The organism is Actinoplanes sp. NPDC020271, assembly GCF_044388125.1.
Lineage (GTDB): Bacteria > Actinomycetota > Actinomycetes > Mycobacteriales > Micromonosporaceae > Actinoplanes.
Genome location: NZ_JBIRWQ010000002.1, coordinates 68177 through 90053 on the forward strand (window position 1 = coordinate 68177; position 21877 = coordinate 90053).

The following is a 21877-nucleotide window of genomic DNA, read 5'->3' on the forward strand; positions in this document are numbered from 1 at the left end:
TGGAGTCACAGTGAGCGACGACGCATCGCGGGCGCGGGACCCGGAGAACCTGCGTACTGCCTTCGACCATGCCTCCACCGGGATGACGCTGGTCGACGACGCCGGCCGGTACGTCGAGGTGAACCACGTGTTCGCCGCCATGCTCGGCTACGCGCCCGAGGAGCTGATCGGACGGCATTTCGGCGACTTCACGCAAAGCGGCGATCACGACTCCGACGTGGCGATGATGGGCGATCTGATCTCCGGGACCCGGCGCTCGGTCGTCCGGGAGAAGCAGTACCGGCATCGCGACGGCACCCTGCTGACCGCCCTGGTCTCCAGCTACGTGGTCCGGCCGGACGACAGTGTCTCGTGGCGGCTGCTGAGCACGGTCGAGTCGCTGGCCGGGGAGCAGTCGGCAGCGCAGCGGCTGCTGGAGACGCGGGCCGCCGGCGACGGCATCGTCACGCTCGACGCCGCCGGGCACGTCGTCGCCTGGAACCCGGGCGCCCAGCGGGTGTTCGGCCATCCCGCCGCCGACATGCTCGGCGGGCCGCCCGGCCGGCTCGTTCCGGCTCACCAGGAGCGGACCTTCACGGTAGCCCTGCGCCGCCTGCTGGCCGGCGACAGCCGGCTCGTCGGCCGCACCGTCGAGGTGGTCGCCAGGCACGCCGACGGCCGGGAACTGCTCGTCGAGCTGTCACTGTCGGCGTGGATCCACGACGGCGACCCGCGGTTCACCGCGATCGCTCGCGACATCACGGTGCGCCGGCGTGCCGAGCAGGCCGCCGCGCTGATCCGGCACGCCGCGGTCACCGCCAACAGCGCCAACTCGTTCGCCGAGGCGGCGGCCGAGGTGGTGCGGGAGGTCTGCGCCCGGCTGCGGTGGCGTGCGGGGCAGGCCTGGACCGCCGGCTGCGGGCCGGTCGTCTGGCACGTCGAGGACCATTCCCACGAGGCGTCCGGCGGGGCGGAGCCCGGCTGTGGCCTGCGGCGGCTCGCGGCGCAGGGCAGCGCGCCGACCGCGGAGCAGGTGCCGGCCGACGCCTTCACCCGGATCGCCCGTCCGGAGGAGCTCACCGCGATGGGCGCCATCGTGGGGGAGTGCGGCATCGGGTCCGCGGTGGCGGTGCCGGTGCTGGCCGGTGGCGAGGTCGCCGGAACGCTGGGCTTCTACCTGCCCGCCGGCAGCCCGCCGCCGGAGCACGATCTGGTCGGTGCCCTGGAGCAGATCGGCCTCGCGCTGGGCCGGGTCGTCGAACGGCAGCGGACCAGTGAGGCCCTGGCCTGGCAGGCCACCCACGACCCGGTCACGGACCTGGCCAACCGGCGCCTGTTGCTGGATCACATCCGCCGGAGCGGGCGGGCCGCCGTTCGCCGCAGCGCCCTGCTGCTGATCAACCTGGATCGGTTCCGGCTGGTCAACGAGGCGCACGGGTACGCCATCGGTGACCAGTTCCTGCGGCTGGTCGGGGAACTGCTCCGGGCGACGGCGGACCCCGGTGACCTGGTCGCGCGGCTGAGCGCCGACGAGTTCGTCGTGGTCACCACGCCGGACGCGGCCCGGTCGGCCGGGACGCCGTACCTGATGCTCGCCGACCGGATCCTGCAGGCGCTGCGCCGACCCTTGATCATCGGCGGGCACGAGTTCCGGCTGCGGGCCAGCATCGGCATCCGGGTCATCACCGGCGACGACTCGGAACAGTTCCCGGCCGCGGTGCTGCGTGACGCCGATGCCGCGTTGCGGCAGGCGAAGAGCCGGGGCAAGGATCAGACGGTCGTCTTCGACGACGCCATGGCCGGCACCGCGGAACGGCGCATGGACGACGAGATCGCCCTGGCCCAGGGCATTCTCGACAGCCAGCTGGTGCTGCACTACCAGCCCATCATCGCGCTGGACACCGGATTGCCGGTCGGCGCGGAGGCGCTGGTGCGCTGGGACCGGCCCGGGCACGGCATGCAGTCGCCGGACCGGTTCATCCCGCTGGCCGAGGAGAGCGGCCTGATCATCGAACTCGGGCGCTGGGTGCTGAACCAGGCCTGTCGCGACGCCGCGGCCTGGCCGAGCGTGGTGCCGGCCATGGCCGGGGCCACGGTGAGCGTCAACGTCTCGGCTCGCCAGCTGACCCACCCACGGTTCATCGCGGATCTGCGCGAGGCGTTGTCCGGCAGCGGGCTCGCTCCCGACCGGCTGATTCTCGAGATCACCGAGACCGCGCTGATCAGCGAGCCCGATGCGGCGATGGACACCCTCCGGGCGGTGCGGGCGTGCGGCGTGCAGCTGGCTCTCGACGACTTCGGCACCGGCTACAGCTCGCTCAGCTACGTCCAGAAGCTGCCCGCGACCATCCTCAAGATCGACAAAAGCTTCGTCGACCCGATCACCGGGCCCGGCGCCGGCACGGCACTGAGCGAGGTCGTCATCAAGCTGGCGCAGGCGATCGGCATGCGGACCGTGGCCGAAGGCGTCGAAACGCCCGCGCAGGCCGCGGCGCTGCGCTTGCTCGGCTGCCATCGCGGCCAGGGTTACACCTGGTCACGGCCGGTTCCGCAGGCCGAGCTCCAAGCTGCCGCAGCACGGCTGGTGCCGGCCTAGGGTGCTTCCCCGTGCGCCCTCGCACGGGGAAGCACGGCGCCGCGACCCGATCCGCACGTCGCGATGCGCGCTCGCCCGCGAGTTGGTCAGTTGGCCGAGACGAACTTCGGGTGGGTCAGCAGGAAGTTGTCGATCTGATCCTTCTTGATGGCCCTCAGCAGCTGCATCGTGTCGTCGCTGAGCTTCTCCACGCTCTTCCCGTCGATGGTCGCGGAGTTCAGCCGGCCCTCGTTGGTCTTGATGGTGATCATCTTCTCCGGTTTGAGGTTGCGCATGGCCAGGGCCCAGTCGACGAGCTCGTGCCCGCGCGCGTCCACCGTCATCGCCTTGCCGAAGGCGCCGAGGATCGTCGGCAGCTTGGTCGGCGAGTCGAGGCCGTCCTTGATCGCCTGGTTGATGATCGCCTTGAAGAACTGCTGCTGGTGCCGCTGCCGCCCGTAGTCCAGCGACTTGTCCTCCAGCAGGTCACGCTGACGGACGAAGTCGAGCGCCTGGCTCGGGTTGAAGCACTGGTTGCCCTTCTTGTAGATGTTCGGCGTCACGCCGGCGATCTTGTGGTTGATCGTGCCGTTGCTGTTGATGACGTACGGCTTGGCGGTCTGACCGTTCTTGTCCTTGCCGAGGTGGATCGAGGTGGTCGTGGTGTCGACGGTCATGCAGACGCGGCCGAGCACGTTGACGACGGCCCGGAAGCCCTGGAAGTCGATGATCGCTCCGGCGTCGGGGGTGATGCCGGTCAGCTCCTTGATCGTCATGGTGAGCAGCTCGAAGCCGTGTTTCAGCGCCTCGTTGCCCTTCAGGCCCATGGTCCCGTACGCGAAAGCGGCGTTGATCTTGTCCTTGCCGGAGTTCCGGCTCGTCCTGCCGTTGTTGTAGGCCGGGATCGTCACCCAGCTGTCGCGCGGCAGCGAGATCATGTAACCGCTGCTGTGGTCCTTGTTGATGTGCAGCAGGATGATCGAGTCGGAGCGCAGCGCCTCGCCGTTGGTCTCGTCGGGGCGCTGGTCGATGCCGACGAGGAGGATGTTCTTCGCCCCGTCGAGGCTGGTGTCGACCTTCTCCGTGGGCTTGGGGTCGACCGGGATCAGGTCTTCCTTGTCGATCTGTTTCTCGGCCGCCTGCAGCGTCACCCTCATGGCGACCACGCTGCCACCGCCCGCCACCAGCAGTAACGCGCCCAGGATCGCGGTCCAGAGGGCCCATCGGGGCATTCGTCGTCGTTTGCCGGTGGCTGCCAAAACATCTCCCCGTGGTCAGGTGGTGGTTCCACCTTCAAAGACGGGGTTGACACGGCAAAATGCTGTCTGCGAACAGATGGATTATGGATGACTTTTAGGTTAACGGAAGTTGAACTTCATGCTGTGAGCACGTAACTTCGGTACGCGGTCGATCATGCGGTAGCGAGGCTCACGTAGTCCAGGTCCCCCGCGTAGTAATCGCATCCGACGGTCCGCTGGTCGCAGTCCAGCTTCCCGCCGATCGTCAGAGGCCAGTTGTTGCGGATGGCGCCGGTCCACCCCTGCCGTCCCGCGACCCGCTGCCCGTCGATGGCGAGCGCCACCCCGGTGCTCACCCGCACGCAGGTCACGACGTGCCAGGCGCCGTCGTTGATCGCGTAGGGCGCGTCCGCCTCCAGCACGCCCCGGTCGCCCCGGAACGAGCACTGCACCTTCCCGTTCGGGATCTGCAGCTTGAAGTTGCCGCCCTCGGTCGCGGACTGGCCTTTCTGGATGATATTGCCGAAATGGCCGGTGGTGCGCAGCCGCAGCGTCACCGCGAAGTCCCGGGCGCCGGGATTCATCGCCGGGTCGTCCGGAACCACGACCAGATGGCCGGGGTGGGCCGGCGGGGTGTCCGGTTCGAGCCGGTCGAAGCGGTACCCGGTCGCGCCCCGCACGGCCGTCCCGGTGCCGACCTCGCCGCCGATCTGTCCGTCAAGTCGGTTCCCGCTGCTGTCGGACATCCGGGTGGCGCCGTACGGCTCGTCCATGCCCCAGTACGCGATCGTGGCGACCGCCGAGGCGTGCGCCGGCATCGGCGTACCGGTCAGCAGGATCGTCGTGGCCAGCAGCGGGAACCATCGTCGCATCGGGGACCTCGGGGGATGTCGGAACAGAATCCTTACGAGACTAATCGCGCATACCCTGACTAATGCAAATAACCAGGCAAAACCCCATCCGTCGGGTGCTCGCCGACCCTGGCTGAGTGCCGGTTCAGCTTGGTAGCATCCCGCCGATCATGAGTGACAACCCCTCGGTCGTCATGGCGCTCCAGTGAAGATAAGGATCGTGGCGAAGTGCTGCTGAACGGGACTGACGGTGAGACCTCGGAGCACAAGGTGATCGCGCCCAACTCGGGCCTGCCGGGCCCCGGCCTGCCCAGCTCCGGCCTGCCCAACCAGGCTCTGCAGGTGCTCGCCCTCGCGCAGCGCACCGCCGAGGAGCACGTCGCCAGCGCTCAGCACCACGCGGACAAGATCCGCACCGACGCGCTCGCGGCCGCCGAGCAGATCGCCCGTGACGCGCAGGCCCACGCCAACAACGTGCGCCAGGAGGCCGACCGGGTGCTCGCCGAGGCGCGGTCCGCGGCCGAGCAGATGGCCCGGGAGGCGCAGTCGCGCGCCGAGGAGGCCCGCCGTGCCGCCGACAAGATCGTCGCGGACGCCCGTCAGCGGGCCGAGTCCATCGGCGCCGACGCGATGCACGGCGCCGAGCAGCTGAAACTGCAGGCCCAGCAGCGCTATGACGACGTGGTCGGCAGCCTCGGTGCCAAGCGTGAGGCGCTGCAGCAGCAGATCGAGGCGCTGGAGAACTTCGACCGGGAGTACCGGGGCCGCCTGACCCAGTTCATGCAGGGCCAGCTGCGCGCCCTCTGGGCCGACGCGCCGCAGGTCACCGCCGAGGTGATCGACGAGGAGCCGGTCGCCGAGGAGATCGAGGCCGGCCCCCGCCACGGCCATCACGCGGTCACCGGCGAGCCCGCGCAGCCGGACGAGGAGCACTGAGCTCCAGCGAGGCGAGAAACGGCCAGGACCGGCGTGGTCCTGGCCGTTTCGCTTGCCGCGGTACGCCGTGTCAGCGGAAGTGCTGGCGGATCTCCCCGATCCCGTCCACCCGGCTGACGAGCACCTCCCCGGGCTGGAGACAGCGCGGCGGTTCGCGCCGGTTGCCCACGCCGGCCGGTGTCCCGGTGAAGATCAGGTCCCCGGGCAGCAACGGGCACACCGCCGAGATCTTCACAACCAGTTCATCGATCGGAAAGATCATCTCGCTGGTCCGCCCGTGCTGGACGCGCTCGTCGCCGAGGAAGCACTCGAACCCGAGGTCGTCCCGGTCGCCGAACTCATCCGTGCTCACCGCGACCGGCCCGGTCGGCCCGAACCCGGGGAACGACTTGCCCAGCGAGAACTGCGCCGGCTTGCCCCGCGACTGGACCGCCCGCTCGGACAGATCCTGCCCCACGGTCAGCCCGGCCACCGCGTCCCACGCGTCGGCCCGCGCAATCCGGTGCCCGCCCGTCCCGATCACGGCGACCACCTCGATCTCCCAGTCCGGCTTCCCGGGCGGCAGCGTCACCTCGGTGACCGGCCCGGTGATGCAGCTGGGGAACTTGGTGAACAGCAGCGGCTCGTCCGGCGCCTGGAACCCGGCCTCGGCGGCGTGCGGCCGGTAGTTCAACGCGACCGCGAAGACCTGCCGCGGCCGCGGGGACGGCGCACCCAGCTCGTCGGCGGCGAACGGCACCGCCTCGGCGAAGTCCGCGGTCGCGGCCCACGCGGCGAACTCGGTGAACCGGGCGAGGGTCGTGTTGGCGTCCGCGGAGAACCGGCCGCCGCTGTGCTTCTCGACGTCGAGCGCGCGGTCGCCGTCGACGACGACCAGGCGCCCGGAAAGGGTCCCGAACCGCATCAGCTGTAGATCGAGCTGGAGTAGGGCTCGGTGTCGTGCGCCGACTTCCACGGCACCACCGTGTTGCGCAGCAGGCCCACGCCCTGGATCTCGGCCTCGACCACGTCTCCGGGCTTGAGGTAGCAGTCGAACGGGTTCGGCTGCACGGCCGCCACCCCGGAGATCGTGCCGGTGGTGATGATGTCGCCGGCCGAGTAACCCTGCGGCGAGTGGAACGCGACCAGGTCCGCCAGCTTGAGAACCATGTCCGAGGTGTTGCCGGACTGCCGCACCTCACCGTTGACCCGCAGCTCCATGCCCAGGTCGTGCGGGTCGCCGATCTCGTCGGCGGTGACGATCCACGGCCCGATCGGGCAGAACGTGTCGATGCCCTTGGAGAACGAGAACACGCCGGACTGCATCTCGCGCCGCTGGATGTCGCGGGCGGTGATGTCGTTGAACACGGTGTAGCCCGCGATGTAGTCGCCGGCTTCCGCACGCCCGAACCAGCGGCCGGATCTGCCGATGATCACGGCCAGCTCCAGCTCGTAGTCCAGCTCCTCGGTCAGCCCCTCCGGGTAGACGATGTCGTCCTCGGGGCCGATGATCGCGTCCACGTTCTGGAAGAACACGATGCCCTTGTGCACCGGGTGCGACCAGTTCACCTTCTGCAGTTCCTGGTGGTGCACGGCGAAGTTGCCGGCGGTGTGGAAGAACTTCTTCGGCTGGATCGGCGCGCGCAGCCGCACGCTTTCCAGCGGCAGCACCGTGTGGGTCTCGTCCACGACACCGCCGCGCTCGAAGTATTCGCGGGTCGAGCCGACCGCCAGCTCGACGACCTCGTCGCCCTCGATCCGGCCGACCCGTCCCTCGTCGAATGTCACCAGTCGCATGCTCGCCTCGTTTTCACTGTGTGAAAGTCTTTTTCATTTACGAAAAATCCTCCGTCGCGGAACCCGCGGTGTCAAGGGACCCCGGTGTTGCGACCCGGAACACCCGCAACTGGAGAGCAAGCGTGCAGTAGTAGCCGATCAGTGTCGTGAGCTCGAACAACACCGGCAGGCCGAGGTGATCGCGGGCGCTCGCGAACTCGTCGCCGGTCAGGTCACCGCGCTCGGCCAGCGCCGTCGCGAGATCGAGGACCAGCCGATCGGCCGGGTCGGGAAAGGCGCTGACGTCACCGTGCCGCAGACCGTTCACCTCGGACGCCGTGAAACCGGCTGCCGTGGCGACGGCTTCATGGGCGTACCGCTCGAAATCGGACTGCTGGACCCGGGCGACCGTGAGAATCGCGATCTCCCTGGCCCGGGTGGTCAGCGCGGTGCGGTAGCGCACCGCGCTGCCGAGTTGCTGGAGCGCGCCGCCCAGCGCGGGCTGCAACAGCATCGCGTTGAACGGCCCCTCCAGCCCGCCGTCCTCGTCCACGAGCCGGAACGCCGAGCCGCTCGCGCGGGGGCCGTCGGCGATCGCGTCGTAGACCGCGCGCTGCTCGTCGTCCAGTTCCTCCGGGCGGAACCTCGGCAGCCTCATCCTTGGTGGCCCAGCAGCGCCGAGATGTCCTGGCAGGCCTCGCTGATCAGCGGTTTGAGCTCGCGGACGATCCGCTGCGTGGACCAGTCGCGCGACTGCACGGCCAGGTTCGCCCCGGCGACGACGACCCCGTCGGCGTTGCGGACCGGTGCCGCGACCGACCGCAGCCCGTACGCCAGCTCCTCGTCCTGCATCGCCCAGCCGTCGTTACGGATCTTCGCCAGTTCGTCGCGCAGCTCGTCCAGGCTGACCTTCGCGTTCGGCCCGTGCAGGCGGGCGAAGGAACTCTCCGTCACTCGTGACTTCAGATCGTCCTCGTCGAGGTGCGCGAGCAGCAGTTTGCCGATCGACGTGTGCACGGCCGGCAGCGTCGAGCCGACCTGGATGTTCGCCGTCACCAGGTCCGAGTTGCGCAGCCGGACCAGGTAGAGCACCTGGTCGGCGGTGAGCACGGCCAGGTTGACCGTCTCGCCGGTCGCCGTGGACAGTTGCTGCAGCCGGGGCGTGGCCAGCTCGACCAGATCCAGGCTGCGCAGGGCGGCGGTGCCGAGGGTCAGAACTCGTACCCCCGGGCGGTAATCGCCGTTCGGCAGATGGTCGAGATAGCCCTCGGCGGTCAGTGTCATCACCACCCGGTAGACGGTGGGCAGCGGCATCCCGACCGCCGGGGCGATGTCGCTGACCCGCCAGGTGGGGCGCTGCTCGCTGAAGAGCGAGAGGATCCGCAGGCCCTTGGCCAGGGCCTCCACCCGGTACTCGGGTTTCTCCCCGTCCTTCTTCTCCGGCATTCGCATCCTCGACCTCCCTCTCGCACGGCTGGACAGAGGTCCGTGCCGCGGTCTAGCGTTGACGCAAGAAACCTACTTTCATCTAGTGAAAGTTAGCAAGTGCTTCCGGGAACGGTGAGGGCGGATGGACTGGTTGCAACTACGTGAGCGTCCCACCCTGGTGGTCGGCGCGGGCGGTCTTGGCGGCGCCGGCGCGCAGGCACTCGCCCTCGCCGGGGCGCGCGTGCTCCTGGCCGACGTCGACGCGGAGGCCCTGGAGGCAGTCCGGCTCCGCGTCAAGGAGTCAGGGGCGGAAATCCACACCGTCCACACCGATGTGCGTACGGCGTCGGCCTGCCGAGCCCTCGTCGCGGAAGCGGTCTCCCAGCTCGGGGGCCTCGACGTGTTCCTGCACGCCGTCGGGCGCAACGTGCGCAAACCACTCGTCGAGCTGGACGACGACGACTGGGAGTCGGTGCTGAACCTGAACCTGTCGACGGCCTACTGGACCGGTCAGGCCGTCGGCCGGGCCATGGTCACCCAGGGCTACGGCCGGATGGTCTTCTGCTCGTCGGTCTCCGGGCTGCTCGCCCACGCCCACCACGCGCCCTACGCGGCGACCAAGGGCGGGCTCAACCAGCTGCTGCGCGTGATGGCCCGGGAATGGGCACCGCACGGCGTTACCGTCAACGGGGTCGCTCCCGGCTACATCGAGACCGGCTTGACCAAGGCGTATCTCGACAAGGACGGCAACCGGGAGAAGCTCGAGTCGCTCGTCCCGGCCGGTCGGCTCGGCCGCCCCGCCGAGGTCGCCGACGCGATCACGTTCCTCGCTTCGGACCGGGCGGCGTTCGTCACCGGTCAGATCCTCTACATCGACGGTGGCCGCACCCTCGTCTAAGGAGTTCGCTCGTGTCCCACCCTGTCATCACTCAGCGCTTCCCGGGCCGGTCCGTGCTGGTCACCGGGGCCGGCACCGGCTTCGGGGCGGAGCTCGCGTTCCGCGCCGCCCAGGAAGGCGCCCGGGTCGGCGTGCACTACCGCAGCTCCAAGGACGGCGCCGAGCGGACCGCCGAGCGCATCCGTGCGATCGGTGGCGAGGCCCACCTGTTCCAGGCCGACATCACCAGCTGGGACGACATCAAGCGCCTGGCCGACGAGTCGTTCACGGCCTTCGGCGGCCTCGACGTCCTGATCAACAACGTCGGTGACGTCGCCCGCGACCAGATGTCGTGGCGCGACATCACCGAGGAGTCGATCGACCACGTCCTCGACGTCGACATCAAGGGCACGCTGCTCTGCGTCCACGAGTTCGGTGCCCGCATGCTGGACCAGGGCCACGGCAACATCGTCAACATCGGCTCGACGGTCGTGGTCCGCGGTTCCGCCCGCGCACCCCAGTACGCCGCCGCCAAATACGGCATCATCGGCCTGACGAAGTCGTATGCGGCGGCTTTCGCCCCCGTGGTCCGCGTGAACGTCTTCGCCCCCGGCTTCATCGAGACGGAGGCCACGCTGAAGCGCGACGACTGGAAGTCCGGCCGCGGCGACAAGCTCCGGGCGATGACCCCGATGGGCCGCATCCCGGGCCCGGCCGAGCTGGCCGGCGCCGCCCTGTTCCTGGCCACCGACGACGCCGCGCACATGACCGGCTCGTTCATGGTCGCCGACGGCGGCTACAACATGATCGGCGCTTGATCGTCAGCCGCATCCCTGCGAGCATCGGTCCCCTGTCCATCGATGGGGGACCGATGTCTCGTCGGGTGCGTGTTCTCACCCTGGCCCTGGCTCTGGCCGGCGTCGCGGTGGAGTTGTTCGTCCTGTTCGGCGGCGATGCCGTCGACCGCAGCTGGTTCCCGTTCGGTCTGGCCCTGATCGTGGTCGCCGCCGGTCTGACCATGATGCACCGCCAGAGGTCCAGAGACGCGGCCGGCGCTCACGGCCACTCCGGAGATGCGGAGCGGCGATGAGCGCCGGCTGAGGCCGTGGGGTCAGCGGATGCGCCGGACGAACCGGATCGTCACCGCGGAGAGCAGGCCGAGGACGGCCAGGACGGCGAAGAACGCCGGGTAGTTCGAGGAGCCGCCGGCGGCCAGAACGGCGACGGCCACGATCGGGGCGCCCACGTTCGGGAGCAGAGTGGCCACCTGGTAGACGCTCATGGCCTTGCCCGCGTGGGCCTGGTCCGGCACCACTTCCGCGGCGATGGCGATGTCCACGGTCAGGTAGACGGCCTGACCGGCCGAGAGGATCAGCCACGCGGCCAGGAAACCGTCGAGTGACCGCGTGACCGAGGCGACGACCAGGCCCACGGCCAGGATGACCGCGCCGGCCGTCACGAACGCCTTGCGCCGGCCGAGGCGGTCCGAGAGGTAGCCGGAGAGCAGGAAACAGACCACCGAGACCGGCGTGGAGATCGCGGTGAACGTCGCGTACTTCGCGGTGGCGTCGTCGATCGACATCCCGACCGTGTCGGTCAGGTAGTACGTCGCGTAGGTCTGCACGCCCACGTACGCCAGGCCGATCAGGAACCGGCTGATCCAGTTCCACGCGAAGTCGCGGTCGCCGCCGGTGCGGATCCAGTAACTGGCGGCGAAGTCCCGTATTCCGAAAGCCGGGAGATCACCGGTGGCGGGACGGTCGGCGTGGCGGATGACCTGGGCCAGGAGCAGTGCGGCGGCGACCGCGACGACGCCGGGCCCGGCCAGCATGAGCAGCTGCTGGTGGATGAGTTCGCTGCCGAGGAAGACGCCGCTGAGGACCGACAGGGCGACGACGAAACCGATCAGGCCGGAGAGGCGGGCGCGCAGCCGGTCGGGGACGAGTTCGGGGATCAGTGGCAGGAAGCCGGAGAACGCGGCGCTGACCCCGAGCGACCCGATCGCCCAGCCCACGGCGACGCCGCCGACGCTCGGGACGCTGCCGGCGATGATCAGGCCGAGCAGCGCGGCGATCGCACCGCCGACGAGCCAGGGGCGGCGCCGGCCGAAGCGTGACCGGGTTCGATCGCTGAGGGCGCCGAACAGTGGCAGCGACACGATCGACATGACCGCGCCGGCACCGATGACGGTGGAGAGCGCGACGGTCTTGCCGTCCGGGTCGATCTCGGTGATCCGGACGGCGAGCGTGACGATCTGCGGCGTGAGGCCGGCGAAGTAGAGGCCGAACGCGGCGAGCACGAGCGCCGGGACGAGCAGTTTCGTCTCAGGCCGGTCGGCGGGCGGCCGAACATCATCGTCAGGTGGGACGACCGAAGCGGGCGACATGTCGGACACGAAGGCCTCCCAGGCTGCACTTTCACTGTGCGAAAGCTGTTTTCAAGGTGATTGCCGCGACATTAAGCCCGGCAGTCGCGCATGTCCACCGATCAGGAGCCACGACCTGGAAGATCTTGTGGCGGTTGACACATGCGCGCGAACCGAGAAACACTCGGGTGACACGCACTGGAAAGTGATTCTCACCTAGTGAAAGTGGCGGAGCCATGGCGCGCACGGTTTTCACCAACGGACTGGTCTTCGACGGCTCAGGCTCCGCCCCGGCCCCCGGTGAGGTCGTCGTCGAGGGCGACCGGGTGACCGAGGTGCACGCCGGCCGGCGGGACACGCACGAGCCGGACGACGTGATCGTCGACGCGACCGGCTGCACCGTGATGCCCGGCATGATCGAGTCGCACTGTCACCTGACGTTCCCGTCCGCGGTCGGGCACATCGACCCGAGCTTCAACCCGCCGCTCGACGTCAGCTTCTTCACGCACATCGAGGGCCTGGAGTCCGAGCTGGCGCGGGCCGAGCGCAACGCGAAGATCCTGCTCGACCACGGCTTCACCTCGGCGTACTCGGCCGGGTCGATCCTCCCGATGCCGGTCGAGGTGATCCTGCGCGACAAGATCAAGGCCGGTGTCGTGCCCGGGCCGCGGATGCGCGCGGCGAGCATGGAACGTGACAACCACCCGGTCCGGCCGGACGGCCACGTCGAACCCGACTGGCAGGGGCCGGACGCGTGCCGCCGCTGGGTGCGCGACATGGCCGCGCAAGGCTACGACAGCGTGAAATTCCTGCTCAGCAACGACGACGTGTTCGTGCCGGGCGGCTCGCACCTCACCCAGTACACCGAGGAGGAGGCCCGCGCGGCCGGGGAGCAGGCGCGCGAGTCCGGCGTCTGGCTCAACTGCCACGCGCAGTCGGCCGAGTCCGTCAAGATCGCGGTGCGGGCCGGGTTCCGGTCGATCTACCACTGCACCTACGCCGACGAGGAAGCCCTGGACCTGCTGGAATCGGTCAAGGACACGGTCTTCGTCTCGCCCGCACCCGGCATCATCTACGCCAACGTGCACGAGGGCGAGGAGTTCGGCATCACCCGCGAGGTGGCCGAGAAGATGGGCTCGGTCGACGCGCTGGAGGGGATGGCCCGCGTCTACCCGGAGATCCGCAAGCGCGGCATCCGGGCGCTGCCCGGCGGCGACTACGGCTTCCCGAACAACCCGATCGGCCGCAACGCCCGTGACCTGCAGCTCTTCGTCGACGTGCTCGGGTACACGCCGCTGGAGATGCTGGTCGCGGCCACGAAACTCGGCGGCGAACTGGTCGGCTTCGGGAACCTGGGCATGCTCAGGGAGGGCTGGATCGCCGACGTGCTCGTCGTGCGCGGCAACCCCGCCGAAGATCTGCGCCTGCTGCAGGACTCCGGCAACCTGCTCGCGATCATGCAGAGCGGCACGTTCCACAAGACCCCGGTCGCCGCGTGAGCACCACGGAGTACAAAGCGGTCATCTTCGCGAGGCGGCCGGGCTTCCGGCCGCTCGCCCTCGACCTCTACGTCCCCGAGAACCCGGAGGCGCTCTGCGTCTACCTGCACGGCGGCGGCTGGCGCGCCGGCTCCCGCACCGCGGGCCCGGGCAACGTCACAACCGGGAAACCCGGATTCTTCCCGTACGCCGTGAGCACCGGCCTGGCCATCGCCTCCGTCGACTACCGGCTGTCCGCGGAGGCGCAGTTTCCGGCCCAGCTGGACGACGTGACGGCGGCCCTCGACTTCCTCGCCGAGCACCGCGCCGACTTCGGGATCACCACCGACCGCACCGTGATCTGGGGTGTCTCCGCCGGCGGCCACCTCGCCGCCCTCGCCGCTCTCACGCAGCCGCCCGCGCTCACCCCGCCGCCCGCGCTCACCCCGCCGCCCGCGCTCACCCCGCCGCCCGCGCTCACCCCGCCGCCCGCGCTCACCCCGCCGCCCGCGCTCACCCCGTCGCCCGCGCTCACCCCGTCGCCCGCGCTCACCCCGTCGCCCGCGCTCACCCCGTCGCCCGCGCTCACCCCGTCGCCCGCGCTCACCCCGCCGGCTGCGACCACCCTGCCGGCCGCACCCGCTCAGCTGGCCGCGCAGGAGCCCGCACCCACGTCCGACCGGCCGGCCCGCCCCCGCATCAGCGCCGTGGTCTGCTGGTACCCGGTCACCGACCTCGACGCCCTCGCGAAGGACATCGCGGAGGCCGGCGGCCGGCCCGACCGCAGCGCCGCGTCCCGTGAGGGTTCGCTGCTCGGCGCGGCTCTCGACGACGTCCCGGACCTGGTCGCCGCCGCGAGCCCGGTCCACCACGTCCGCCGGGGCGCGCCGCCGTTCCTGTTCCTGCACGGCGACGCGGACCTGGCCGTCCCCGCCCGCCAGTCGGAGCGCCTGGCCGAGGCCCTGCGCGCGGCCGGCGGCACAGCGACGGTCGTGCTGGTCCCAGGCGCCGGCCACATGTTCCCGGAGCTGGACGAGCCGTCGACCCGCGCCGTGACGGACAGGTCGGTGCGCTTCCTGCTGGATCACGCCGTATAGACGGGCCTCCCGTCGACGAAGGTCATCGCCACCGACGCGTCCCCGATCTCGCCGGGCGGCCCCGCGAACGGGTCCCGGTCCAGCACGACGAGGTCAGCCCGGAACCCGGGCCGGATGCTCCCGGTGTCGTCGAGCCGGTTCACGAATGCCGACCCGGCCGTGTACGCCGTCAACGCCGTGGCCAGATCGAGTTCCTGCCCCGGCAGGAAGGCGTCATACCCACTCCCGTGGTGAGCCCGGTTGACCGCGACGTGGATGCCCTGCAACGGGTCGGGTGTGGTCACCGGCCAGTCGCTGCCGGCGGCCAGGTGCACCCCGGCCCGCCACAGGTCACCGAACGGGTATTGCCGCCCGGCCAGCTCGGGCGTCAGGAACGGGATGGTCAGCTCGTCCATCTGCGGCTCGTGCGAGGCCCAGAACGCCTGCAGGTTGGCCGTCGCGCCGAGCGCCCGGAACCGCGGGACGTCGTCGGGGTGCACGACCTGCAGGTGGGCCAGGTGGGGCCGGGTGTCGCGGAACCCGTTGGCGGCCCGGGCCGCCGCCACCGCGTCGAGCGCTTCCCGCACCGCCCGGTCCCCGAGGGCGTGGAAGTGGGTCTGGAAGCCGTGCGCGTCGAGCGAGGTGACGAACTCGCGCAGGGCGGCCGGGTCGATGAACGACAGCCCCGCATTCGTGGTGGCGCACCCGCACGAGTCGCGATAGGGCTGGGTCATGGCGGCCGTGAAGTTCTCCGCGACGCCGTCGAGCATCAGTTTCACGCTGTCGGCGCGCAGCCGCCCGACGGTGTGCCGCTCGCGCTTGGCCAGCAGGTCGGGGATCTGCTCGGCGCCACGGTCCCGATCCCACCAGAGGGCGCCGACGACCGTGGCGGTCAGCTGCCCGGTGGCGGCCGCCTCGAGGTAGGCGTCGGAGACGTCGGGGTAGCCGTTGGACGCGCAGAGCATCGCATCCTGCCAGGCGGTGACGCCGAGCGAGTGCAGCAGCGTCTGCGCCCGGAGCAGCCCGGCGAGCCGCTCGGCCGGGGTCACCTCGGGCAGCAGTTTCGCGACGAGCTGCATCGCACCCTCCTGCAGCCCACCGGCCGGGGTGCCGTCGGGCCGCCGGTCGATGCGGCCGTCGGCCGGGTCGGGTGTCCGCTCGTCGATCCCGGCGATCTCCAGGGCGCGGCTGTTGACCCAGGCGCCGTGGTGGTCACGGTTGATCAGGTAGACCGGGCGGTCGGGGACGACCCGGTCGAGCAGCTCACGGCCGGGGACGCCACCGGGGAAGACCTCCATGGCCCAGCCGCCGCCGCTGATCCATTCCAGCCCGGGGTGGGCGTCGGCGTAATCCTGGACGCGGCGCAGGTATTCGTCGAGGTCGGTGGTGCCGGTCAGGTCGCACTGGTTGAGCTCGGTGCCGCCGAGCACGGCGTGCACGTGCGCGTCCTGGAAGCCGGGCAGCAGCAGCCGGCCGGCCAGGTCGATCACCTCGGTCCGCGGGCCGGCCAGGTCGCGGACGTCGTCGGCGCCGACCGCGAGGACCCGCCCCTGCGCGACGGCCACGGTGGTGGCCGGCCCGCGCAGGGGGTCAGCGGTGAAGACGGGACCGTTGGTGAGGATCAGATCGGCGACCATGCGCCCACCTAATCACGCCACCGGTGTCACCGGAGTGTCAGCCGCCGACACCTCGACGGGCCGCCGGGACTCCCCGGCGATCAGCAGCGCGACCAGCCCGGCCAGCCCGGCGACGGCTCCCGGCACCTGGTGGGCGGCCACGCAGGCGACGAGCGCGAGGTAGCCCAGCGACAGCCCGAGCACCTGCCGCCGCGCCCGTGCCCCGTCACCCAGCAGCGCGAACGCCAGGATCGTCGCGACCGCGACCGGCGTCCAGTAGTAGCGCAGCGCCACCGGGTCGGTGAGCAGCCGCATCAGGCTCGTCGCGGCCGGCGCCGCGGCGTACACGATCCGCTGCTCCCGGAAGCACCACGCGACCGCCGCGCAACCCCCGGCCACCAGCACCGCCTGGATCAGTCGCAGCTCCCACGTCACCTCGGTCAGCTGCGGGAACAGCTGCGAGACCAGCGTGCCCGGCTCGACGTCCCACTTGTGACCGAACATGTTGAAGTTCCCGGCCAGCACGAACGGCAGATAGAACGCGACCCCGATCCCGCCGGCGAGCACCCACGCGCGGATCGCCCGGCGCAGCCCGGTCACCGCCAGCAGGCAGGGAAAACCCAGGATCGCCCAGGGGGCGATCGCCACCGCCACCCCGAGACCGGCGGCGGCACTCACGCTCCGCTTCCGGCGGAAGAGCCGGATCGCGTACGCCCACAGCACCGGAACGACGAGCTCGGCCGGGTGCCCGAACCAGGGGAGCGGCACGGCGAGCCAGAGCAGCACCAGCGCCCCGGTCGCGGTCTCGCGCAGCGCCGCCACCGGTCCACGCCCGGTCCCGAAGCGCCGGCACATCGCCATCGCGCCCAGCGTCAGTCCCACGTTCACCGCGACGCGGGCCGCGCCCGCCGGTGTCCCGGCCGACCCGCCGATCATCAGCAGCCGGCTGATCACGAGCTGGACCGGGCCGGCCTGGTTCCACCCGTCCTCGTAGATCCCGCTCAGGTGCCCGTCGAGGATCCGCTGCCCGTACGCCGCGAACTCGGCCAGGTCCACCGGCTGTTCCGTGATGACCAGCGCGAGCAGGGTGGCGCCGAGCACCGCGGCGACCCACCGGCCGCGCAGCACCGGCTCCACCCAGCGCGGGAGTTTCTGTTCCACATCCCGTTAGTTCGGCAACCGGGCCGGGGGATGAGGGTGCCGGTCGGGTGCCGGTCAGGTGCGGACAGTGCCGGTCCAGCAGGTCCCGGGCGTCGGGGAGGAGCGCCGCGGGCCGGTGCCGGTGGACCGGCGGGACCGGGCCGGGCGGACCGGGCACCGGCGGGGCGGGCACCGGCGGGGCGGCCGGCGAGCCCGGGCCGGGCGGACCGGGCACCGGCGGGGCGGCCGGCGTGCCCGGCATCGCGGGGGATCGACGGCCCGGGCCGTACCTCGGCAAGCTCTTCGAAGAGATCGAACGCCAAACCCTGAGGGGATGTGGGGACCGCCACGGTCCCCGACGGACCAGTCTGGTCCAGAAAGGTCTACGGTGGTCCCATGCCCCGTCCCACCAAGCAGCAGATCGACGACGAGATCCTGGACGCCGCCGCCAACCTGTTTGCCCGGCACGGCTTCAAGGAAACGTCGGTCCAGCGCATCGCCGATGCGGTGGGTTACTCGAAGACCGGGCTGCTGCACCGCTTCCCCACCAAGGAAGCGCTGCAGGAATCGGTCATCGAGCGCTGCGTGGGGCAGATCCGGGAGGTGGCGGCGCTCGCCGCGCCCCTGCCGCCCGGGCCGGAGCGTGACCGCACGGTGATCAGCGGGGTGGCCCAGCTCGCGCTGGCGCAGCCCGGCGCGGTCGCGTTGCTGCTGTCCTGCCTGCTCGCCGACCGGGAGAGCGAGTTCGGCGCGGCGCTGGAGACGATCGGTGAGGAGGTCGCCGCGGCGTTCGGTGACCATCCGTTCACCGGTGCGGCCTTCGGCACCGCGGGCTCGCTCGCCGATCCGATTCGGTCAGTGCGGGTCGTCGGAGCGCTCGGGGCGCTGGCCGTCGCCGCCGTCGCCCTGCGGGACTGCTTCACCTCGGACGCACTCACCACGCTCGTCGATGTCGCCTACGACGCGCTCGGGCATCCACCCATTCACTGAACAAGGGAAATCTCCCATGGCAACGCTGTTGCACCGCCTCGGCCTCGGCGCCGTCCGGCATCGCATCATCGTCACCGTCGTCTGGTTGCTCGCCCTGCTGGCCGTGGCCTTCGGGGCGGTCAAGCTCTCCGGCGAGACCGTCAACACGTTCCGCATCCCGGGGCAGGAGTCGACGATCGCGCTCGACCTGATGAAGGACCGGTTCGGCGACGCGTCGGCCGGTGCGACGGTGCAGGTGGTGTTCGAGGCGCCGGCCGGTCAGAAGATCACCGACCAGGCGCTCGCGGGGCAGGTCGCGCAGTCCGTCGCCACGTTCGGCAAACTGCCCGGCGTCGTGCGGGTCAGCAACCCCTTCGACCAGCAGAACCCGTCGGTCTCGCGCGACCTGAGCACGGCATTGACCACCATCACGTACGGGGTGCAGCCCTCCGAGCTCACCGACGACGAGCGTGAGGCCGTGAACAGCGCCGTCACCAACGCGCGCACCGGCTCGCTGACCGTCGAGGCACGCGGTGAGGCGCTCAGCAACGCGGCCGACATCGGCGGCGCGTCCGAGCTGATCGGTGTCGCCGTGGCGCTGCTCGTGCTCGCGCTCAGCTACGGTTCGCTGATCGCCGCCGGGATGAACCTGCTGACCGCGATCATCGGCGTCGGCATCGGCGTCGCCGGGATCACCACGCTCTCCGGCTTCGTGCAGCTGCAGTCGACCACGCCGATCCTGGCGGTGATGCTCGGCCTGGCCGTCGGCATCGACTACGCGCTGTTCATCGTCACCCGCTTCCGGCACGAGCTGCGCGCCGGCAAGGACGTCGAGTCCGCCGCGGCGTACGCGGTGGGCACCGCCGGTTCCGCGGTGGTCACGGCCGGCCTGACGGTCGTCATCGCGCTCGCCGGCCTGTCCGTGGTCGGGATCCCGTTCCTCACCGAGATGGGCCTGGCCGCCTCGGCCACCATCGTCGTGGCCGTGCTCGTCGCGATCACGCTGGTCCCGGCGATCCTCGGGTTCATCGGCAAGCGCGCACTGCCGCGCAAGCTGCGCGACCTGCCGCCGGCCGCCCTGCACGAGGTTCCGGAGGGGCGCGGCTTCATCCGCGGCTGGGCGGGCATGGTCACCCAGAAGCGCGTGATCAGCCTGGTCCTCGCCGTCCTCGCGCTCGCCGTGATCGCACTGCCGTTCTTCAGGATGCAGACCACGCTGGCCCAGCGTTCGCCCGAGGGCAGCACCCAGGCCAAGGCCGACGCGATCATCGACGAGCGGTTCGGCCCCGGCGTCAGCGGCCCGCTGCTGATCCTGGTCGACGGGCCCGGCGCGGTGACCTACGCGGCCACCGTCCAGAAGCAGATCGCCACGCTGCCCGACGTCGCGCTGGCCACCCCGCCGCAGCCTGACCAGAAGCAGACGGCCGCGCTGATCACCGTCATCCCGGGCTCCGGCGCCGAGGACCAGAAGACGGTCGACCTGGTTCACAACATCCGCGATCAGGTCGCCGACAGCGACGGCGCGAAGGTCTACGTCACCGGCCAGACCGCGATCAGCATCGACGTGTCGCAGAAGCTCAACGCCGCGCTCCCGGTCTACCTGGCGCTCGTCGTCGGCCTGGCCTTCGTGCTGCTCGTGCTGGTGTTCCGGTCGCTGCTGGTGCCGGTCGTCGGCGTCCTCGGCTTCCTGCTGACGATCGGCGCGTCGTTCGGCGCGACCGTCGCCGTCTTCCAGTGGGGCTGGGCCAAGGAGGTGGTCAACGCCGGCTCGACCGGGCCGATCATCAGCCTCGCGCCGGTCATCATCGTCGGCATCCTCTTCGGTCTCGCCATGGACTACCAGGTGTTCCTGGTGTCGCGCATGCACGAGGCGCACGCCCACGGCGCCTCCCCGCGCGACGCCATCGTCACCGGTTTCCGCCAGGCCGCCCCGGTCGTCGTGGCCGCCGCGGCGATCATGTTCGCGGTCTTCGCCGCGTTCGTGCCGCAGGGCAACGACACGGTCAAGCCGATCGCGTTCGCCCTGGCCGTCGGCATCGTCTTCGACGCGTTCGTGATCCGCATGATCGCCGTCCCGGCGGCGCTCGCGCTGCTCGGCAAGTCCGCGTGGTGGCTGCCCAGCTGGCTGCGCCGGCTCCCCGAGCTCGACGTCGAGGGCGCGGCCCTGGAGCGCAAGGCCGCCGCTGCCCGGGAGGCCGAGCCCGCGTCCGTCTGACCTCACTTCTCGGCGGCCGGGCGCCGTCGTCGGGTCTTGCGCCCTGACCGTGCCCACCCACGGACGTCGCCCTTTCGGGCTGAGCGTTCAGGGGCGCCCCGCGCCCCTGCTCGGCCCGGAAGGGTCCCCGCGGGAGCGGCGGAGAAGGACCACGGCGGACGTGGGACATGAAGGTCTTGATTCTGCGCATCGAGCCGGCCCGGCGCTTCGGGGAAAGTGCCGGGCCGGCCTTTTTCAGGGGATGGGTCAGGCGGCCCACTTCACCGCGGAGTTGAATCTGCCGGTGGCGTCGAAGGTCGCCATGTTGTCCCAGCCGTCGCCGGTGCCGTTGATGTTCGCCGGGTCCCAGCCGTTGCCGGAAATGGCGTACCAGGTCGGTTCCCAGTAGAAGACGCCGATCGCCCCGGCGTTGCGGGCGGTGTTCTGGATCCAGGTGAACTCGGTGCCCTGGCCGGCTTTCGTGGCGGGTTGGCCGTCGCACGTCGTCGTTCCGGGAATCGAGTTCGTCTGGCCGTCGGCATTGGCGGTGGTGTACATGTACGCCGTTTCCACCACCAGGACCGGCTTGCCGTAACGGGATTTGACGTCCGCGATCACGTTGTACAGGTTCGCGAGCGTGCCGTGCCACATGCAGTAGTACGAGAGTGCCGTGATGTCCCAGGTCACGCCCTGCGCCTTGATGCCGTCGTAGAACCAGCGGGCGTTGGCGTCACTGTCCGCGTCCGCGGTGTGGATCATCACCTGGGTCGAGCCGTTGCACGCCTTGGTCGCGTTGTAGCCCTGTTTGAGCAGGCCGGCCAGCGGCGCGAAATTGTTGTTGGTGACCTGACCGTTGGGCCACAGCATGCCGACGTTGATCTCGTTGCCGATCTGCACGCTGTCCGGTGTGGTGCCCTGCGCTTTCAGGGCGGTGCACACGTCGTAGGTGTAGTTGTAGACGTCGGTCTGCAGCGTCGCGAGGGAATGCGAGCCCCAGGCCACCGGAGGGTACTGCTTGCCGGGGTCGGCCCAGGTGTCCGAGTAGTGGAAGTCGACGAGCAGTTTCAGGCCTTTGGCCTTGATCGCCTTGGCCTGCTGGAGCACCTTGGCCTTGTTGTTGTAACCGCTGGCCGGGTTGTTCCAGACGCGCAGCCGCAGGTAATTCGCGCCGGCGCCTTTGAGGATGTCGTAGGGGTCGGCCTGGGCACCGGCCGCGGTGTAGTACTTGCCGCCCAGATCGAGCGTGCGCTGCAGCGAGGAAACGTCAGCGCCGAGCATGGTGAGGGACGCGGCCTGGGCCGGGCCGGGGGTGAAGGCCAGCATCAGGAGGACGGCTCCGATGACGGCCACGAGGGATTTGCGCATCTCGCTCCTTCGGGGATAGGAACGTGCCGGTTTTC

The 21877-nt window shown here is 70.5% G+C and carries 19 protein-coding genes; 9 read left to right on the forward strand and 10 right to left on the reverse strand.

Features of this window, described 5'->3' with window-relative positions:
* Positions 1-10 precede the first annotated feature (10 nt).
* A complete protein-coding gene (locus tag ACH442_RS04090) occupies positions 11-2575 on the forward strand; it encodes an EAL domain-containing protein (protein ID WP_396121096.1) in 2565 nt (854 codons plus the stop codon).
* A gap of 86 nt (positions 2576-2661) precedes the next feature.
* On the opposite strand, the gene ACH442_RS04095 is transcribed toward ACH442_RS04090, so the two are convergent.
* Both ACH442_RS04095 and ACH442_RS04100 read right to left on the reverse strand, forming a co-directional pair.
* Complete coding sequence (locus tag ACH442_RS04095) at positions 2662-3786, reverse strand: LCP family protein (RefSeq protein WP_396121097.1); 1125 nt, start codon at positions 3784-3786, stop codon at positions 2662-2664.
* A gap of 179 nt (positions 3787-3965) precedes the next feature.
* The gene (locus ACH442_RS04100; RefSeq protein ID WP_396121098.1) at positions 3966-4664 is read right to left on the reverse strand and encodes a laminin G domain-containing protein; all 699 of its coding nucleotides are present in this window, start codon (positions 4662-4664) and stop codon (positions 3966-3968) included.
* A gap of 207 nt (positions 4665-4871) precedes the next feature.
* Here ACH442_RS04100 and ACH442_RS04105 point away from each other — a divergent pair, with 207 nt between their 5' ends.
* Positions 4872-5579, forward strand: coding sequence for a hypothetical protein (locus ACH442_RS04105; protein ID WP_396121099.1), 708 nt, complete (start codon positions 4872-4874; stop codon positions 5577-5579).
* A gap of 70 nt (positions 5580-5649) precedes the next feature.
* On the opposite strand, the gene ACH442_RS04110 is transcribed toward ACH442_RS04105, so the two are convergent.
* Genes ACH442_RS04110 through ACH442_RS04125 form a run of 4 tightly spaced genes read right to left on the reverse strand, consistent with a single transcriptional unit; the run spans position 5650 to position 8786 of the window.
* A complete protein-coding gene (locus ACH442_RS04110; RefSeq protein WP_396121100.1) occupies positions 5650-6483 on the reverse strand; it encodes a fumarylacetoacetate hydrolase family protein in 834 nt (277 codons plus the stop codon).
* Positions 6483-7355, reverse strand: coding sequence for a fumarylacetoacetate hydrolase family protein (locus ACH442_RS04115; protein WP_396121101.1), 873 nt, complete (start codon positions 7353-7355; stop codon positions 6483-6485). The genes ACH442_RS04110 and ACH442_RS04115 overlap by 1 nt, the downstream gene beginning before the upstream one ends.
* A gap of 37 nt (positions 7356-7392) precedes the next feature.
* The gene (locus ACH442_RS04120; RefSeq protein ID WP_396121102.1) at positions 7393-7992 is read right to left on the reverse strand and encodes a carboxymuconolactone decarboxylase family protein; all 600 of its coding nucleotides are present in this window, start codon (positions 7990-7992) and stop codon (positions 7393-7395) included.
* Complete coding sequence (locus ACH442_RS04125) at positions 7989-8786, reverse strand: IclR family transcriptional regulator (RefSeq protein WP_396121103.1); 798 nt, start codon at positions 8784-8786, stop codon at positions 7989-7991. Before ACH442_RS04125 ends, ACH442_RS04120 begins: the two co-directional genes overlap by 4 nt.
* Positions 8787-8904: 118 nt before the next feature.
* On the opposite strand from ACH442_RS04125, the gene ACH442_RS04130 reads away from it, so the two are divergent.
* The 3 genes from ACH442_RS04130 to ACH442_RS04140 are packed head-to-tail and all read left to right on the forward strand — an operon-like array spanning position 8905 to position 10729.
* On the forward strand, positions 8905-9660 hold the full coding sequence (locus tag ACH442_RS04130) for an SDR family NAD(P)-dependent oxidoreductase (RefSeq protein ID WP_396121104.1): 756 nt from the start codon (positions 8905-8907) through the stop codon (positions 9658-9660).
* An 11-nt stretch (positions 9661-9671) separates the two neighbouring features.
* A complete protein-coding gene (locus tag ACH442_RS04135) occupies positions 9672-10457 on the forward strand; it encodes an SDR family NAD(P)-dependent oxidoreductase (protein ID WP_396121105.1) in 786 nt (261 codons plus the stop codon).
* Between the two features lie 53 nt (positions 10458-10510).
* The gene (locus tag ACH442_RS04140) at positions 10511-10729 is read left to right on the forward strand and encodes a hypothetical protein (protein WP_396121106.1); all 219 of its coding nucleotides are present in this window, start codon (positions 10511-10513) and stop codon (positions 10727-10729) included.
* 21 nt (positions 10730-10750) lie between these two features.
* On the opposite strand, the gene ACH442_RS04145 is transcribed toward ACH442_RS04140, so the two are convergent.
* Entirely contained in the window at positions 10751-12025 is a 1275-nt protein-coding gene (locus ACH442_RS04145; protein WP_396337071.1) for an MFS transporter, read from the reverse strand.
* Positions 12026-12240: 215 nt separating this feature from the next.
* On the opposite strand from ACH442_RS04145, the gene ACH442_RS04150 reads away from it, so the two are divergent.
* Positions 12241-13503: an amidohydrolase family protein gene (locus ACH442_RS04150; protein ID WP_396121107.1), complete on the forward strand. Its 1263-nt coding sequence runs from the start codon at positions 12241-12243 to the stop codon at positions 13501-13503.
* Positions 13500-14579 (forward strand): alpha/beta hydrolase fold domain-containing protein, encoded by a 1080-nt coding sequence (locus ACH442_RS04155; RefSeq protein WP_396121108.1) that lies wholly within the window; start codon positions 13500-13502, stop codon positions 14577-14579. The genes ACH442_RS04150 and ACH442_RS04155 overlap by 4 nt, the downstream gene beginning before the upstream one ends.
* On the opposite strand, the gene ACH442_RS04160 is transcribed toward ACH442_RS04155, so the two are convergent.
* Positions 14567-16195: an amidohydrolase gene (locus ACH442_RS04160; protein WP_396121109.1), complete on the reverse strand. Its 1629-nt coding sequence runs from the start codon at positions 16193-16195 to the stop codon at positions 14567-14569. The two genes, ACH442_RS04155 and ACH442_RS04160, sit on opposite strands and share 13 nt — an antisense overlap.
* 12 nt (positions 16196-16207) lie before the next feature.
* Complete coding sequence (locus ACH442_RS04165) at positions 16208-17335, reverse strand: hypothetical protein (RefSeq protein ID WP_396121110.1); 1128 nt, start codon at positions 17333-17335, stop codon at positions 16208-16210.
* A 375-nt stretch (positions 17336-17710) separates the two neighbouring features.
* On the opposite strand from ACH442_RS04165, the gene ACH442_RS04170 reads away from it, so the two are divergent.
* Positions 17711-18304 carry a TetR/AcrR family transcriptional regulator gene (locus tag ACH442_RS04170; RefSeq protein WP_396121111.1) on the forward strand — a complete coding sequence of 198 codons (594 nt, stop codon included), beginning with the start codon at positions 17711-17713 and terminating at the stop codon, positions 18302-18304.
* A gap of 16 nt (positions 18305-18320) precedes the next feature.
* Complete coding sequence (locus ACH442_RS04175; protein WP_396121112.1) at positions 18321-20498, forward strand: MMPL family transporter; 2178 nt, start codon at positions 18321-18323, stop codon at positions 20496-20498.
* Positions 20499-20744: 246 nt separating this feature from the next.
* Here ACH442_RS04175 and ACH442_RS04180 read toward each other — a convergent pair whose 3' ends face one another.
* Positions 20745-21842, reverse strand: coding sequence for an arabinogalactan endo-beta-1,4-galactanase (locus tag ACH442_RS04180; protein WP_396121113.1), 1098 nt, complete (start codon positions 21840-21842; stop codon positions 20745-20747).
* Between the last annotated feature and the right edge of the window lie 35 nt (positions 21843-21877).